Raw genomic sequence first — 15,649 nt, forward strand, 5'->3', positions numbered from 1 at the left:
CGATTGTGTGATCAGAGTATCCCATGTCCCAGGCGGGCCCGATCCTGTTTGTGTCCAATGCCGAGCGCCCCGCCTTCATCGCGGCGCTGGACGAGGCCCGTCTGTTTCCCATCGTCGACAGCGACTGGGCGAGCGCGGCGCGCGCCGTCAGCGAGGTTCAGCCGGCCGCAGTCCTCGCCGCCATGTCAGCCGGCCACGAGCCCCATATCGCGCTCTTCGCCAAGAAGATCGCTGACCAGCCGCTTTATCTTCCATTGGTCGCGCTGGATGCGCAGACCCCGCTGCCCCACAACGCCTTGCCCTTCGCCACCCGCGGCAATGCTGCCGAACGCCTGATCGCGCGCCTGCGCGCCGCGATCCGCGTCCGCACGCTGCACGCCACCGTGCTGCGCCGGCTGCCGGAGGCGAAGGTCGCCGTGCCGGAGGCCGATCCGGTGCGCGATGCCATCGTGCTGCTGATCGGCCGCGGTGCCGCCTACCCGGCGCTCTCCGTCGCACTCGGCGAGCGCACCGGCGTGGTCGGCGCGCTCTCGATCGAGGCCGCCGCAAAACATCTCAACACCCGCGACATCGACGGCGTCGTGCTCTCCGACGGTTTCACCCCGCGCGTCACCGATGCCTTCCTCACGGTGCTTGCGGAGGACACGCGCTTCCGCAACCTCCCGGTGGTCGTCACCGCGCATCAGCTCACCCAGAGCTACGACCTGCCCAATCTCGAGCTGATCGCGGGCGAACCTGCGAAGGTCGCGGCCAATGCGCTGCCGCTGATCCGCCAGCACGCGATGGAAGCGCAACTGAGCCGCACGCTGCGCTCGATCGACGCCGGCGGCTGGCTCGACCCGCGCAGCGGCCTGTTGACGGTCGAAGCCTTCGCGCGCGATTTTGCCAAGGCGGTCGAGCAGACGCTTGCCCGCGGCGGCGGCCTGTCGGTGGCGCGTTTCGCCTTCGATCCCGGCAATCCCCGCGCGCAGCTCGATGCCGCACGCATCCTCAGCCGCCTGATGCGGCAGATGGATTTTGGCGCCGCGCAGAAGGACGGCTCGGTGATCGTGGTGTTCGCCGAGACCGACTTCCGCACCGCGCACATGATCGCCCGACGACTGTCGGCGGTGATGAAGCACACGTCCAACGGCAAGCACGAGATGCGCAGTGATCCCGTCGTCAGCGTGGATTCGCTGTCGCCGTCGGATACGGCAAGGTCGTTGCTCGGACGGCTATCGGCGGACGCGTCAAGGGCGGCGTCGTAGGTAGGCCGGCGCAGACGCAAGACACGACGCGGCCGCATGTCATGTCGACGCAACCCTCATGATATCCAGCGTTCCGCGAAAGATCATGTCGACTGCCACGTACAGAATCACGGCCAGGCCGACGTAGGCAATCCATCGTTGATCGTGCAGCAGGCGCGCTATGAAAGAAGCGGCCACGCCCATCATCGCAATGGAAAGCCCCAAGCCGAAAATCATGACCACGGGATGCTCGCGTGCCGCCCCTGCAACAGCCAGGACATTATCGAGCGACATGGAAACGTCGGCCACGATAATCTGCCAACTCGCTTGGACGAGTGTTTTGCGGGGCTGGCTTCCTGCGCTTGCTCCGGCCTCCCTCGCACCTGCGGGCCCTGTCGAGGAGGCGCGCAACTCTCGCCACATTTTCCAACACACCCACAACAACAGGATTCCGCCGGCGAGCAGGAGGCCGACGATCTGGAGGATTTGCGTGGCTAACACGGCGAACAGCACGCGCAGAATCGTCGCGACGACGATGCCGATCAGGATCGCCTTGGCCCGTTGCGTCTGAGGAAGTCCGGCGGCGGCAAGACCGATGACGATGGCGTTATCGCCAGCGAGCACGAGGTCGATCAGAACGACCTGCAAAAGAACGTTCAGGACATCTGTGATGGGAAATTCAATCACGGGTCAGCGGCTCGAAAAACAGTGCCACTTGATCCGGTTCGCTGAAAATCGCTGCGGCGCAACCCATCATGGTGAATGCACCAGCAATATCCCATAGCGTTACATTTTCCAGCGTTACATTTTCCGAATCCGTTCGGGCTAAAAGAGCGGCGATCATTGCGCCTGAGAAAAGCAGAATGCTGAGCGCAGGCAGGACGAGTTCGGACTCCAGCAAGTGGATCATCAACAATGCGGGTGCCGCGATCAGCATGCTCAATAGCGCGAGCATGCCGAAGGAATCCCGCCAGGGAGCATTCCTGTTTGTCCAGCTTGCATGAGGAGCAATCATTTTGTCCTCTTGCAGAGGGGCGTCCCAACCGTGCCGGCGCCGCTCATTGACCGAACCATGTCTGGTCCGGATGGCCGGTTTGCCGACGCCTCCCTCGATCAATGTTTTGTCGGGCGCCTACTTTCCACCAGCGAAATAACACCAGCAGCCACCACGGCAATCACGACGACGGTGGCAAGCGCCTCGACCGAGACCAGGGTCTCGTACCATTTGTTCCAAAGCTCGAGCATGCGCTGGCCCCTATCGAGAGCCCACCCGCGATCGATCAAATCCACTCTCTGAAGGACGTGCCTTTGCTACCAAAAACGCAATGCTACCTATCGACGCGCGGGTTTTGACCGCGCGGCAACATGACTATGCACCGCAATCGAATTAAGCCGCCTTCTTGCTCCGCGTCTGTCCGCCGACGCATCAAGGGCGGCCTCGTAGCCACGACCTGGACCCGTAGGGTGGGCAAAGCGGCTTGTCCGCCGTAGCTCAGAGAGCGAAGGCGGAAGCGTGCCCACCACACCTATCGTCGAGGAAAAATCGTGGGCACGGCGCAAGAGCGCCTTTGCCCACCCTACGGCACCTCGCCTACGCCGCCTTCTTTTTCTGCGCAAGCTGCGCCAGCTGCCGCATGATCTCCGTGGTGCCGGCGAGACGTTCTTCCGGCGTCTCCCAATCCTGCAGGAACACCACCTTCATGTCGGGCCGGACCTTGGCGGCCTGACCATAGCTGCGGATGAACGACACCAGGCGGTCGGGATAGGCGAAGGAATTGTCGCGGAAGGTGATGACGGCGCCCTTCGGGCCGGCATCAATCTTGCCGACATTGGCCTGGCGGCAGAACGCCTTGATGGCGGCAACCTTGAAGAGATAGCGCACCTCGTCCGGCAGCACGCCGAAGCGGTCGCGCATCTCGGCGCCAAAGTTGTCGATCTCCTCCTCGCTGTCGAGATCGGCGAGGCGCCGGTAGAGCGACAGCCGCACCGAGAGATCGCCGACATAATCCTCCGGAATGAGCACGGGCATGCCGATGGTGATGGTCGGCGACCAGCGGTCGGCGGCGGGCTCGGAAACGCCGGCCTTGAGGTTGACGATCGCCTCCTCCAGCATCGACTGGTAGAGTTCGAAGCCGACTTCCTTGATGTGGCCTGACTGCTCCTCGCCGAGCAGATTGCCGGCGCCTCTGATATCGAGGTCGTGCGAGGCGAGCTGGAAGCCGGCGCCCAGCGTCTCCAGCGATTGCAGCACGGTGAGCCGGCGCTCAGCCTGTGTCGTGATCTTCTGCTGCGACGGCAATGTAAACAGCGCGTAGGCCCGCAGCTTGGAACGGCCGACGCGGCCGCGGAGCTGGTAGAGCTGGGCGAGACCGAACATGTCGGCGCGGTGCACGATCAGCGTGTTGGCGTTGGGAATGTCGAGACCGGATTCGACGATCGTGGTCGACAGCAGGATGTCGAACTTGCCGTCGTAGAACGCGGTCATGATGTCCTCGATCACGGCAGGCGGCATCTGGCCGTGCGCGACCGCGACCTTCATCTCCGGCACGTTCTTGTCGAGGAAGTCCTTGACCTCGGCGAGGTCGTCGATGCGCGGCACCACGTAGAACGCCTGGCCGCCGCGATAGCGCTCACGCAGCAGCGCCTCGCGGATCATCAGCGGATCGTGCGGGGCAACGAAAGTGCGCACCGCGAGACGGTCGACCGGGGGCGAGGCAATGATCGAGAGCTCGCGGACACCGGTCAGCGCCAGTTGCAGCGTGCGCGGGATCGGCGTCGCCGACAGCGTCAGCACGTGCACCTCGGAACGCAGTGCCTTCAGCCTTTCCTTGTGGGTGACGCCGAAGTGCTGCTCCTCGTCGACGATGACGAGGCCGAGATCGCGGAACTTGATCGCCTTGCCGAGCAGCGCGTGGGTGCCGACGACGATATCGACCGAACCGTCGGCAATGCCCTTCTTGACCAGGTTCAGCTCCTTGGTCGCGACCAGGCGCGAGGCCTGCGCCACGTTCACCGGAAAGCCCTTGAAGCGCTCGGTGAAGGTCTTGGCGTGCTGGCGCGCGAGCAGCGTGGTCGGCACCACGACCGCGACCTGCTTGCCTTCGAGCGCAACGGCAAAGGCCGCACGCAGCGCCACCTCGGTCTTGCCGAAGCCGACGTCGCCGCAGATCAGACGATCCATGGGACGGCCGAGCTCGAGGTCCTTAAGGGTGGATTCGATGGCTCCTAACTGGTCCTCGGTCTCGTCATACGGGAAGCGCGCGCAGAACTCGTCATAGACGCCCTGCTGCACCGGCATCTTGGGTGCCTCATGCAAATGGCGCGCAGCCGCGATCTTGATCAGCTCACCCGCGATCTCGCGGATGCGGTTCTTCAGCTTCGCCTTGCGGGTCTGCCAGCCGGAGCCGCCGAGACGGTCGAGCTCGACCGTGGTCTGGTCGGAGCCGTAGCGCGACAGCAGCTCGATGTTCTCGACCGGCAGGAACAGCTTTGTCTCGGCGGCATAGTGCAGCTCGAGACAGTCATGCGGCGCGCCGGCGACGTCCAGCGTCTGCAGGCCGATGAAGCGGCCGATACCGTGATCGACGTGGACGACGATGTCGCCCGCGGTGAGGCTCGTCACCTCCGAGATGAAATTGTCGAGCTTGCGGCTCGCCTTGCGCGGACGCACCAGGCGGTCGCCCAGAATGTCCTGCTCGCTGATGAGAGCGATCTCGTCGGTCTCGAAACCGCTCTCCAGGCCGAGCACGGCGAGCATGGTCTCGTTGCGCGGGGTCGCCTGCACCGTCCGCCAGGCGTTGACGCTGGTGGTGTGGGTCAGCTTGTGGTCGCGCAGCATCGAGGTCATGCGGTCGCGCGAGCCTTCGCTCCAGAGTGCGATCACGACTTTCTTGCGGTTCGCCTGCAGGCCCATGACATGGGCGACGACGGACTCGAATACGTTGACCGTGCTGTCGTTGCGCTCGGGCGCAAAATCGCGGCCCTTGCGGGCGCCGGCATCGACGACACTCGTGCCATCCGTCGGCACCGAAAATGCCGTCAGCCGCGCCAGCGGGATGTCGCCGATCCGCTTGCCCCACTCGCTCTCGGTCAGATAGAGCCGGTCGGGCGGCAGCGGCTTGTAGATGGCGCCGCCGCCCGGATGCTCCATCGCATCGCGGCGGGCCTCGTAATAGTCCTGGATCTGCTTGAAGCGCTCGCGGACGGCGTCCTCGGCCTGCGGCTCGATCGCGACGGCTGCCCCTTGCAGATAGTCGAACAGCGTGTCCATCCGGTCCTGGAACAGCGGCAGCCAGTGCTCCATGCCGGGATGGCGACGGCCTTCGCTGACCGCCTCGTACAGCGCATCGTCGCGCTCGGGTGCGCCGAACTCGGCGACATAGCCCATGCGGAAGCGGCGGATGGTGTCGGTGACGAGCTGGAATTCCGAGATCGGCACCAGGTCGAGCGCGCGCATGTCGAGCAGCGTGCGCTGGGTCTCGGCGTCGAAGGTCCGGATCGATTCCAGGCTGTCGCCGAAGAAGTCAAAGCGCACCGGCTGCTCGAGGCCCGCCGGAAACAGGTCGAGGATACCGCCACGCACGGCGTATTCGCCGGGCTCGCGCACGGTCGAGGAACGATTGTAGCCGTTATGCTCCAGCCAGGCGACGATGGTATCCATCGGCACGACATTGCCGGGCGCAACCGACAGCGCCTGCGCCGCGACCAGCTCGCGCGCGGGCACGCGCTGCACGACAGCGTTCACCGTGGTCAGCACGATCAGCGGCTTGTCGCTGCCGGTGAGCGCGGCGAGCCGTGCCAGCGTGGTCAGACGTTGCGCCAGAATGCCGCCATGCGGCGAGACACGGTCATAGGGCTGGCAGTCCCAGGCCGGGAAGGTCAGCACCGGCAGATCGGGCGCGAAGAATTGCAGCGCGCGCTCGAGCTGCTGCATGCGGGCGCCGTCGCGGCAGACCACGGCGAGGCTGACAGGCGGCTTCTTCGGCCGTGCCGCCAGCGCGCGCGCAAGATCGGAGACGACGAGGCCCTCGGCGCCTTCGGCGACATTGGCAAGCGTCACCGCGCGGCCGGGCGTCAGCAGCTCGGCCGGAGATTTCATTCCCGGTTTCATACGTCGCGGTCCGCGATCGGATAGGCCTTGATCCGGGCATACAGGGCGCCGGTGACATCAGCTGGCAGCACCTTGTCACCGGTGATGGCGGCGTAGAGGTCGGGATCGTTGACCTCGAGCAGGATCTCCAGCTCGGTCAGCTCGGCGTCGGAGAGATTGGCGATCTCGGCATCCGCGAAGCGGCCGAGGATCAGGTCCATCTCGCGCGTGCCGCGGTGCCAGCAGCGGAACAGCAACCGCTTGCGGCGGTCGTCCAGCCCGTTGCTCGATCGTGTCGTTCCCGTCATGTCTCAAATCCAGTCAAACGCCGAAAGCCCGGACGTGCCGGGCCGGGGTGATATAGCCACTCGGACCTGCCGTGTCAGCCCTCGATTTGGCATGGCCGCACCGGCGCAAAGGGCCGCGAAAAAAGACGTGGATGCCCGGCATAAAGCCGGGCATGACGGGCCGAAACGATCCTAGATTCGCGTCCATGCGCCCCAGCCTGCTCAATCCGCTGTTTGCTCCCGTGACCACGCTTCCCGGCGTCGGTCCGAAGCAGGACAAGCTGCTGCAATATCTGCTCAGCCGCAACGAGACGCCGCGGCTGGTCGATCTGCTGCTGCATCTGCCGAGCCAGGTCATCGACCGCCGGGCGCGGCCGAAAATCCGCGACGCTGGTGTGGGAACCATGGTGACGCTGGAGGTCACCGTCGATCGCCACCGCCCGCCCCCGCCGCGCAACTCCCGCGCGCCGTATCTGGTCTATGCCAGCGACGACACCGGCGACGTCGTGCTGACCTTCTTCCGTGCCAAGCCCGGCTATGTCGAAAAGCTGCTGCCGATGGGCGAGAAGCGCTTCGTCTCCGGCACGCTGCAGATGTATGACGGCATCCTGCAGATCGTGCATCCCGACCGCGTGCTCGACGAGGAGGCGATCTCAAAGCTCTCGGGCATCGACCCGGTCTATCCGCTCACCGAGGGCCTCGCGCTCGGCTCGCTCCGCCGCGCGATCGCGCAGGCGCTGCAGAAGCTGCCGGCCCTGCCCGAATGGATCAGCCCGGAGGTGCTGCGCCGCTGCCATTTCCCGCCGATCGCGGAAGCGCTCAATCGCGTGCACCAGCCGGTCGAGCTGACGGACATCCTGCCGGACCAGCCGTTCTGGTCCCGCCTCGCCTTTGACGAACTCCTTGCCGGCCAGCTCGCGCTCGCCCTGATCCGCGCCCAATTGCGCCGCCCGGCCGGCGTGCGCAACGCCGGCGACGGCCACCTGCGCCACAGGATCATCGACGCCCTCCCCTATGCCTTGACGTCCTCGCAGCGTGACGCAGCCGCGGCGATTGCGAGCGATCTGCAACAGCCCGTGCGCATGCTGCGCCTGCTCCAGGGCGACGTCGGCTCCGGCAAGACCGTGGTCGCACTGCTCGCTGCCGCCGCTGTCGCCGAGGTCGGCAAGCAGGCCGCGCTGATGGCGCCGACCGAAATCCTGGCACGTCAGCACATCAAGACCATCGCGCCGCTGGCCGAGCGCGCCGGCATGCGGGTCGCGATCCTCACCGGCCGCGAGAAGGGCAAGGAGCGGCGCGAGATCATCACGCAACTCGCCGAGGGCGAGATCGATCTGCTCGTCGGCACCCATGCGCTGATCCAGGACGACGTGATCTTTCACGATCTGGCGCTGGCCATCGTCGACGAGCAGCATCGTTTTGGCGTGCGCGAGCGCCTGGCGCTGACCTCGAAGGGCGAAGCCGTCGACGTGCTGGTGCTGAGCGCCACGCCGATCCCGCGCACGTTGGTGCTGACCTATTTCGGCGACATGGACATCAGCGAGTTGCGCGAAAAGCCCGCCGGCCGCCAGCCGATTGACACCCGCGCCGTCGCCATGAGCCGGCTCGGCGAAGTCATGGACGGCGTCGGCCGTGCGCTCGAATCCGGCAAGCTGGTGTACTGGATCTGCCCGCTGGTCGAGGAGTCCGAGGCCGAGGGTACCGAGCATCTCACCAACGCGACCAAACGCTTCGAGAGCCTGCAGAAGCGCTTTGGCGATCGCGTCGGCCTCGTCCATGGCCAGATGAAGGGCACCGAGAAGGACCGCGTGATGGGCCAGTTCGCGGCCCACGAGATCGGTCTTCTGGTCGCGACCACCGTGGTCGAGGTCGGCGTCGACGTGCCGGCCGCCACCATCATGGTGATCGAGAATGCCGAGCGCTTCGGCCTCGCCCAGCTGCATCAGCTGCGCGGCCGCATCGGGCGCGGCTCGGAGGCTTCGACCTGCATTCTGCTCTACAGCGAGCCGCTGGGCGAAATGTCCAAAGCGCGTCTGAAAGTGATCCGCGAGACCACCGACGGGTTTCGCATCGCCGAGGAAGATCTCAAGCTGCGCGGCGAAGGCGATGTGCTCGGCGTCCGCCAAAGCGGCCTGCCTGGTTACCGCATCGCGCGCTCGGAGGTCCACGGCCAGCTCATCACGCAGGCCCGCGACGAGGCGCTGCGCATCATGAAGGACGATCCGAAGCTGAAGGGCGAGCGCGGCGAGGCGCTGCGCTGCCTGCTGTATCTCTACGAGCGCGACGAGGCGATCCCGCTGATCGGGGCGGGTTAGTTCGCCGGTTTTTGCCGCCCGACCTCATAAGCCGCGACATGCGCCCGGGCGAGATCGAGCACGGGTGTTTCGATGTCCAGCGCCCGGGCCCGATTGGCCATGTCGCCGAGGATATGCTCCGCCTCGGTGGTCGAACCGCGCTCGATATCCCGCAGCATCGACGCCTTCAGCGGCGAGTTCGCTGTGGTGAACAGCTTTCGGTCGAATTCGATGAACGGCGCGCGCGGCTCGAAGCCAGAGGCGGTCGCGACAGCGCAATGCTCCGCAAAAAGCCGGAAGATCGCCCGCTCACCATTCGGCACGGTCAGGATGTCGCCGATGCTGGCGCGCATCAGACAGGTGATCCCGGCAAGCGTGCTCAGCTGGACGAACTTCTCCCACATGTCCTGCATGATCACATCGCTGGCGCGCACGTCGATGCCGGGGACCCGCAGCAGGTTTTCCAGCGCGAGCACACGATCACTCAACGACCCCTTCACCTCGCCGAAGACGATGGTCTGGTTGGCCATGAACTGAACGACACGACCATCCGCATCGAGCCCGGCGCTGACATTTGCGAGCCCGCCGAGGACGTGCTCGGCGCCGAACCGCGCCGTCAGGGCGTCGATGTGTTTCAATCCGTTGAGGATCGGCACAATCATCGTGTTCGCGCCAACGGCCGGGGCAAACTGGCTCATGGCGTCGTCGAGCGAATAGGCCTTCACGCCAACGAGCACGACGTCGAAGGGATCGTTGAGCTCGTTCGCCAGCAGGATCTTCGGCTGCACGGCGAAGTCGCCGTGCGGGCTTTTGACCCTCAATCCGTCGCGCCGCAACTGCTCAGCCCGCGCGGACCGCACCAGAAAAGTCACGTCGGCGCCCGCTCGGACCAGGCACGCTCCGTAGTAACCTCCGAGCGCTCCCGCGCCGATCACCAGCACTCTCATTCCAACTCCCGTGTCATGTCAGCGATCGTCAGCCTTCGCTACATTGCATAAACAGGCAGACTGATCGCGAATGCCTGATCATCAGGCCTTTTTCTGCGCGATGCTTGCGGCAAACGCCTTCAACAGCGACGCATCGACCGCCTCACCCTTCGCGTCCCCGGCCAGATGCTCGAACCATTTGGCAAAGCCCTGGTAGATCTGGCTCGCCGGATGATCCGGCCCGAGGAAGCCGGAAATCTCCTGCATCTCCGCGACCCAGCGATAGGCCTTCGGGATCATGTCGGGCAGCGCGACCTCGAGCCGCGCCAGGATCGCGGGCTGGCTGAGTGCGAGCTCGTCGCGCAGCGCATCCGCAGCACCGGCTTTCGTGGCCGCGACCACCATGGCGGAGCCGATGCCGGCGAGACCCTTGACGATGCCGGCATAGGACATCTTGAGCGCGGAGGCTGCACCCACCGGGCCTTCGACAATGCGAACATCGAGCCCGAAATCTCTGAGCACGGCGACGTCTCTGGCGTGCTCGCCGGACAGATAGAAGGCCGGGCTCTTGCCGCCGGGTTGCGGCGGGAAGCCGATGATGCCGCCGTCGACGAAGGGCGCCTGCGCCGAGCCGATGATCTCCTCGATCCGCTTCACCGTGTCGACATTGACGGCGTTGCAGTCGACCACGACCGGCTTCTTTGCACGTTTCACGATCAGCGCCGCCAGCCGCTCGGCCAGCGCCACCGCCTCGCCGGGCGGCACGATCGAGAGGATGATATCAGCGTCCGCGATCGCATCGTCCTCGGCGCCGACCATGCCCGCATCCGCGGCCCGTTTCAGCGTCGCCTCGCTTCGCCCTTTCAAGGATGTCAGCACGCGCGCACCGTTATCGCTCAGGCGTCGCGCCACCGCGCTGCCCATGGCACCGGGCGCGAGGATCGCAATGGTTTTCGACATCGGGGGCACTCCAGTTCGAATTCCGAGCGTTGTCGCTCAGTTCGACCGGAACATTAGCAGAGGATGCGAACGCCCGCGTGATCCACGGCCATCCCGCCGCGGAATGGCCCTACTCCGCCTTCGCAGGCTCGGGCCGGAGCGTGGAGGCGTTGGCAATGCGCGCGGCATTGGCCATGCCGGCGAGCGCGGCTGCCTTCTTCGGATCCGGCGCTGCGCCGGGCTGCACCACGCCGGCCGACATGATCAGCGTTGCGGCATCCTCGGCGCTGAGGTCGACTTCGATGATCTTGCTCCTGGGCACATAGAAGAAGAAGCCGGTGGTCGGGTTCGGCGAGCATGGCAGAAACACCGAGACATGTTCTTCCTGCCCCGGCAGGCTGCGCGCGATGTCCTCACTCGGCGATTGCGAGATCAGCACGATCGACCACATGCCGGGCGATGGAAACTCGACGAGACCGACCTTGCGGAAGCTCGAGCCCTTGCCCGAAAACAGCGTCTCGAACACCTGCTTGAGGCCGCGATAAATCGCACGCACCGCCGGAATCCGGCCGAGGAACGTCTCGCCGACGTCGACCAGGGTGCGGCCGATCAGGTTGGCCGCGAGGAATCCGACCAGCGTCAGCGTGAAGAATGCGACAATCAGTCCCCAGCCGGGGACGCCGTAAGGCAGATAAGTTTCCGGCCGATAGGCCAGCGGCACGAAAGGCCGCACCACGCCGTCGACCCAGGTGACGAACCACCAGACCAGGTACAGTGTAATCGCAATCGGACCGGTGACGATCAGCCCGGTCAGGAAATAATTGCGAAACCGGCCCATCAGGCCGGTATGCGGTTCCGGGGCGGGATCAAGAGGCGCAGGCGCGTCGTCGCGGGTGGTCATTCGGGTTCCAGGTCGGTCGCTTGGTTCAAGCTAGGGGCTTCTAGCAGGTTTTGGAAGAGCGCGGCCTGGTCCCTGCTGCCTATTCCACCGTCACGGATTTCGCGAGATTGCGCGGCTGGTCGACGTCGGTGCCCATGACCACCGCCGTATGATAGGCGAGCAATTGCACGGGAACGGCATAGACCATCGGCGAGAAGGCCGCGGCCATGTCGGGCATGACGATGGTCACGAGCGACTCCACCGTCGCCTCCGCCGCGCCTTTGGCATCGGTCATCAGGATGATGTTGCCGCCGCGGGCGGCAACCTCCTGCATGTTGGAGACGGTCTTCTCGAACACGCGGTCGTAGGGCGCGATCACGACGACCGGCATGGTCTCGTCGATCAGCGCAATCGGGCCGTGCTTGAGCTCGCCGGCGGCATAGCCCTCGGCGTGGATGTAGGAGATTTCCTTCAGCTTCAGCGCGCCTTCGAGGGCGAGCGGGAAGCTGGTGCCGCGGCCGAGATAGAGCACGTCGCGGGATTTGGCGATCCTGTGGGCGAGCTTCTCGATCTGGAGCTCGGTCGTGAGCGCATCCGACATCAGGCGCGGGATCTCGACCAGGCCGTGCACGAGCTTGGTCTCGTCCTCGGCGGACAATTCGCCGCGGGCCTTGCCGGCCGCAATCGCCAGGTTGGCCAGCACCATGAGCTGGCAGGTGAACGCCTTGGTCGAGGCGACACCGATCTCGGGGCCGGCCAGCGTCTGCAGCACGGTCTCGCTTTCGCGCGCGATGGTCGAGGTCGGAACGTTGACGACGGCAATGGTGTGCGCGCCCTCGGCCTTGGCATAGCGCAGCGCCGCCAGGGTGTCGGCGGTCTCGCCGGATTGCGAGATGAAGATGGCGAGATCGCCCTTGCGCAACGGCGCTTCGCGGTAGCGGAATTCGGATGCGACATCGACCTCGACCGGCAGGCGCGCAAACCGCTCGAACCAGTATTTTGCGACGATGCCGGCGTAGCTTGCGGTGCCGCAGGCCGTGATGTTGATGCGCTGGATGTCCTTGAAGTCGAACGGCAGCTTGACCGGCAGCGAGACGCGCTCGGTCGCCATGTCGACATAGCGCGCCAGCGTGTGGCCGACCACTTCCGGCTGCTCGTGGATCTCCTTCGCCATGAAATGGCGGTAGTTCGCCTTGTCGACCAGCGAGGTCGAGGCGGCATGCTTGATCCTGTCGCGCTCGACGGCGTGACCGTCCTTGTCGAAAACCGTCGCGCTCTTGCGGGTCAGGACCACCCAGTCGCCGTCTTCGAGATAGCTGATCGTGTCGGTGAACGGGCCGAGCGCGATCGCGTCCGAGCCGAGATACATCTCGCCATCGCCATAGCCGATCGCCAGCGGCGGACCGTTGCGGGCGCCGATCATGAGGTCGTCATCGCCGGCAAAGATGAAGCCGAGCGCGAAGGCACCGCGCAACCGCGCCAGCGTCAGCTTGACCGCTTCCACCGGCTTGTTGCCGCGCGACAAGAGATCGTCGACGAGGTGCAGCACGATCTCGGTGTCGGTCTCGGTGTGGAACACCGTGCCCTTCTTCTCGAGTTCTTCGCGCAGCTCGCGGAAATTCTCGATGATGCCGTTGTGGACGACGGCAACGCGTTCGGTCGCGTGCGGATGAGCGTTGTTGACGGTCGGCTTGCCGTGCGTGGCCCAGCGGGTGTGACCGATTCCGGTCGTGCCCTTCAAAGGCTCGGCTTCCAGCCGCCTCTCCAGATTCTTCAGCTTGCCCTCGGCGCGTCGGCGCTCGAGATGCTTGCCTTCGAGCGTGGCGACGCCCGCGGAGTCATAGCCGCGATATTCAAGACGTTTGAGCGAATCCACCAATTGCTCTGCAACCGGCTCGCGCCCGAGAATGCCGACAATCCCGCACATGCGGATCAATATCCCCCAAATCGTCGAAAAATCGCCTAAACGACGCGCTCGGTTTTTAGCGAAGTTCCTAAGGAACCAGATACTCAATAATTATGACGGATTGCGACAGCAGCCGGCGACGTCATGCTTCGCCCATGTCGATGTGGCCGGCTTTAACCGCGCGGATTAACTTGTTGTCAACAAGTTTGGCCAACGATTCTCGCTCGGGAGATCAAGGCCATGAAAGCCACGTCCGACCGCAAAGGTCTGCCAACGACGTATCTGCTCGCCAGTGAGAGCACCGGCACTCGCCTCGCGCATTGGCCGCCGCCTCAGCGCGCCATGGAGCGCGGCAAGGAAAGCAAGCCCGTCCTCATGACGCAGGCCAAAGGCGAACCGGCAAAGCGCGCCAGGCCGCGCGGCTGGCGCTTGTCGCGCGCGATGTTCTCGGAAGTCGCCGACGACGACTGAGGGCGCGCCTCACCACCCCAGAACCAGGGCAAAGACGAGGCAAACGACGAACGCCCAGAACGTCAGGCCGGTGACCAGCGACGCGATCTCGGTTGGGTCGGGGTCGCCGGCCTGTTCCAGCACCCATCGTCCCGGCGGCGTGACAACGTGCTTGACGAGGAATTCGAACACATCCAGGTCGTTCATGAGCGCGCAGCCCTAACGACACAGAAAAGCGCCTGGGATCCGGCCGCTCATTTCTCCGGCTTCTTTTCCAACTTTTTGCCGCTGGTCTTCATCTCGCGGTAGCGCGCAGCACCACCCTCGCGAATGGTCTGCGGGCTGCGCTCCAGCGCCATGGCGTCGTCGGGCACGTCGCGCGTGATCACCGAGCCCGAGCCGATATAGGCGCCGTTGCCGATCTTCACCGGCGCGACCAGCGAGGAGTTGGTGCCGACGAAGGCGCCCTGCCCGATCACCGTCTTGTGCTTCTTGAAGCCGTCGTAGTTGCAAGTGATGGTGCCGGCGCCGATGTTGGAATTGGCGCCGATGGTGGCGTCGCCGATGTAGGAGAGATGGTTGACCTTGACGCCGGCCTCCAGCGTCGCGGCCTTGGTCTCCACGAAATTGCCGATCCGCGCGCCATCGCCGAGCGTGGTGCCGGGACGCAAGCGCGCATAGGGTCCGATCGAAACCTTCTTGCCGAGCGTGGTCTCGACGATATGCGAGAAGGAATGGATCACGGTGCCGTCGGCAATCGAGACACCCGGTCCGATCACCACGAACGGCTCGATGGTGACGTCCTTGCCGAACACGGTGTCGGCGGCGAGATACACGGTTTCGGGGGCGATCAGCGTGACGCCGGCCTCCATCGCGGCCTTGCGCAGCCGCGCCTGCATCACGCTTTCCGCTTCCGCAAGCTGGGCCTTGGTGTTGATGCCGCGCACCTCGTCCTCGCTGGTTTCGATCACGACGGACTCCCATCCATTGCTGCGGGTGACGCCGACCGCATCGGTCAGGTAATACTCTGCCTTGGAATTCGCATTGCCTATCTTGTCCAGGATCGCGAGCGCGCGGCGGCCGTCGATCGCCATCACGCCGGCATTGCACAGATCGATCTTGCGCTCGTCCGCGCTGGCGTCGGCGTGCTCGCGGATCGCGACCAGACGGTCGCCCTCGACGATGAAACGGCCATAGCCGGTCGGATCCGCCGCGCGAAAACCGAGCGCGGCAATTGCAGCACCTTTCGCCAGCGGCGCACGGAGCCGTGCAAAGGTCTCGGCCGAGATCAGCGGCGTATCGCCGAAGGCGATCAACACGTCGTCGACGCCTCGCGCAATCGCCTCCCGCGCCGCCAGCACGGCATGCGCCGTGCCGAGCCGCTCGGCCTGCACGAAGATGAGCGCATCGGAGCGGATCCGCTTCGCCTCGTCCGCGACCGCCTGGTGATCAGGGCCGATCACGACCGCAAGCGCAGTGCCGGTTCCGCGCGGTGCGGCACCGAGCACATGGGCAAGCAGCGTCTGGGAAGCGACGGGATTCAGCACTTTCGGCAGGCTGGATCGCATTCGCGTGCCTTCGCCGGCGGCGAGCACGATCGTGAGGCTTGAGCGGGCGGTCATCGCAATCCTGTCAAAAATGGTCGAATCGAT

14 protein-coding genes are annotated in these 15,649 nt (G+C 65.2%); 3 read left to right on the forward strand and 11 right to left on the reverse strand.

The features are described 5' to 3' along the window. Positions 1-23 precede the first annotated feature (23 nt). On the forward strand, positions 24-1,247 hold the full coding sequence (locus NLM31_RS23120) for a GGDEF domain-containing protein (RefSeq protein WP_254193770.1): 1,224 nt from the start codon (positions 24-26) through the stop codon (positions 1,245-1,247). Between the two features lie 39 nt (positions 1,248-1,286). On the opposite strand, the gene NLM31_RS23125 is transcribed toward NLM31_RS23120, so the two are convergent. The 5 genes from NLM31_RS23125 to NLM31_RS23140 all read right to left on the reverse strand — a co-directional run bounded on the left by NLM31_RS23125 (position 1,287) and on the right by NLM31_RS23140 (position 6,623). Next, positions 1,287-1,913, reverse strand: a complete 627-nt coding sequence (locus NLM31_RS23125; protein WP_254193771.1) for a TerC family protein — start codon at positions 1,911-1,913, stop codon at positions 1,287-1,289. Then, entirely contained in the window at positions 1,906-2,241 is a 336-nt protein-coding gene (locus NLM31_RS23130; protein ID WP_254193772.1) for a hypothetical protein, read from the reverse strand. The genes NLM31_RS23125 and NLM31_RS23130 overlap by 8 nt, the downstream gene beginning before the upstream one ends. Before the next feature lie 98 nt (positions 2,242-2,339). After that, the gene (locus NLM31_RS43090; protein ID WP_256561598.1) at positions 2,340-2,471 is read right to left on the reverse strand and encodes a hypothetical protein; all 132 of its coding nucleotides are present in this window, start codon (positions 2,469-2,471) and stop codon (positions 2,340-2,342) included. Between the two features lie 346 nt (positions 2,472-2,817). After that, entirely contained in the window at positions 2,818-6,336 is a 3,519-nt protein-coding gene (gene mfd, locus NLM31_RS23135) for a transcription-repair coupling factor (protein ID WP_254193773.1), read from the reverse strand. Then, positions 6,333-6,623 (reverse strand): succinate dehydrogenase assembly factor 2, encoded by a 291-nt coding sequence (locus NLM31_RS23140; protein ID WP_254193774.1) that lies wholly within the window; start codon positions 6,621-6,623, stop codon positions 6,333-6,335. Before NLM31_RS23140 ends, mfd begins: the two co-directional genes overlap by 4 nt. Before the next feature lie 185 nt (positions 6,624-6,808). On the opposite strand from NLM31_RS23140, the gene recG reads away from it, so the two are divergent. Continuing rightward, positions 6,809-8,917, forward strand: a complete 2,109-nt coding sequence (gene recG / locus NLM31_RS23145) for an ATP-dependent DNA helicase RecG (RefSeq protein ID WP_254193775.1) — start codon at positions 6,809-6,811, stop codon at positions 8,915-8,917. Here the strand turns inward: recG and panE are convergent. The 4 genes from panE to glmS all read right to left on the reverse strand — a co-directional run bounded on the left by panE (position 8,914) and on the right by glmS (position 13,568). Continuing rightward, the gene (panE, locus tag NLM31_RS23150; protein ID WP_254193776.1) at positions 8,914-9,843 is read right to left on the reverse strand and encodes a 2-dehydropantoate 2-reductase; all 930 of its coding nucleotides are present in this window, start codon (positions 9,841-9,843) and stop codon (positions 8,914-8,916) included. The two genes, recG and panE, sit on opposite strands and share 4 nt — an antisense overlap. 81 nt (positions 9,844-9,924) lie before the next feature. Beyond that, the gene (locus tag NLM31_RS23155; RefSeq protein WP_254193777.1) at positions 9,925-10,782 is read right to left on the reverse strand and encodes an NAD(P)-dependent oxidoreductase; all 858 of its coding nucleotides are present in this window, start codon (positions 10,780-10,782) and stop codon (positions 9,925-9,927) included. Between the two features lie 109 nt (positions 10,783-10,891). Next, positions 10,892-11,662 carry a DUF502 domain-containing protein gene (locus tag NLM31_RS23160; protein ID WP_254131553.1) on the reverse strand — a complete coding sequence of 257 codons (771 nt, stop codon included), beginning with the start codon at positions 11,660-11,662 and terminating at the stop codon, positions 10,892-10,894. A gap of 79 nt (positions 11,663-11,741) precedes the next feature. After that, entirely contained in the window at positions 11,742-13,568 is a 1,827-nt protein-coding gene (glmS, locus tag NLM31_RS23165; RefSeq protein WP_254131554.1) for a glutamine--fructose-6-phosphate transaminase (isomerizing), read from the reverse strand. Between the two features lie 219 nt (positions 13,569-13,787). On the opposite strand from glmS, the gene NLM31_RS23170 reads away from it, so the two are divergent. Next, positions 13,788-14,018, forward strand: a complete 231-nt coding sequence (locus NLM31_RS23170) for a hypothetical protein (protein WP_254131555.1) — start codon at positions 13,788-13,790, stop codon at positions 14,016-14,018. 9 nt (positions 14,019-14,027) lie between these two features. On the opposite strand, the gene NLM31_RS23175 is transcribed toward NLM31_RS23170, so the two are convergent. Both NLM31_RS23175 and glmU read right to left on the reverse strand, forming a co-directional pair. After that, positions 14,028-14,204: a hypothetical protein gene (locus NLM31_RS23175; protein ID WP_254193778.1), complete on the reverse strand. Its 177-nt coding sequence runs from the start codon at positions 14,202-14,204 to the stop codon at positions 14,028-14,030. Positions 14,205-14,251: 47 nt separating this feature from the next. Further along, the gene (glmU, locus tag NLM31_RS23180) at positions 14,252-15,619 is read right to left on the reverse strand and encodes a bifunctional UDP-N-acetylglucosamine diphosphorylase/glucosamine-1-phosphate N-acetyltransferase GlmU (protein ID WP_254193779.1); all 1,368 of its coding nucleotides are present in this window, start codon (positions 15,617-15,619) and stop codon (positions 14,252-14,254) included. Between the last annotated feature and the right edge of the window lie 30 nt (positions 15,620-15,649).

Source organism: Bradyrhizobium sp. CCGUVB4N (genome assembly GCF_024199945.1).
Lineage (GTDB): Bacteria > Pseudomonadota > Alphaproteobacteria > Rhizobiales > Xanthobacteraceae > Bradyrhizobium.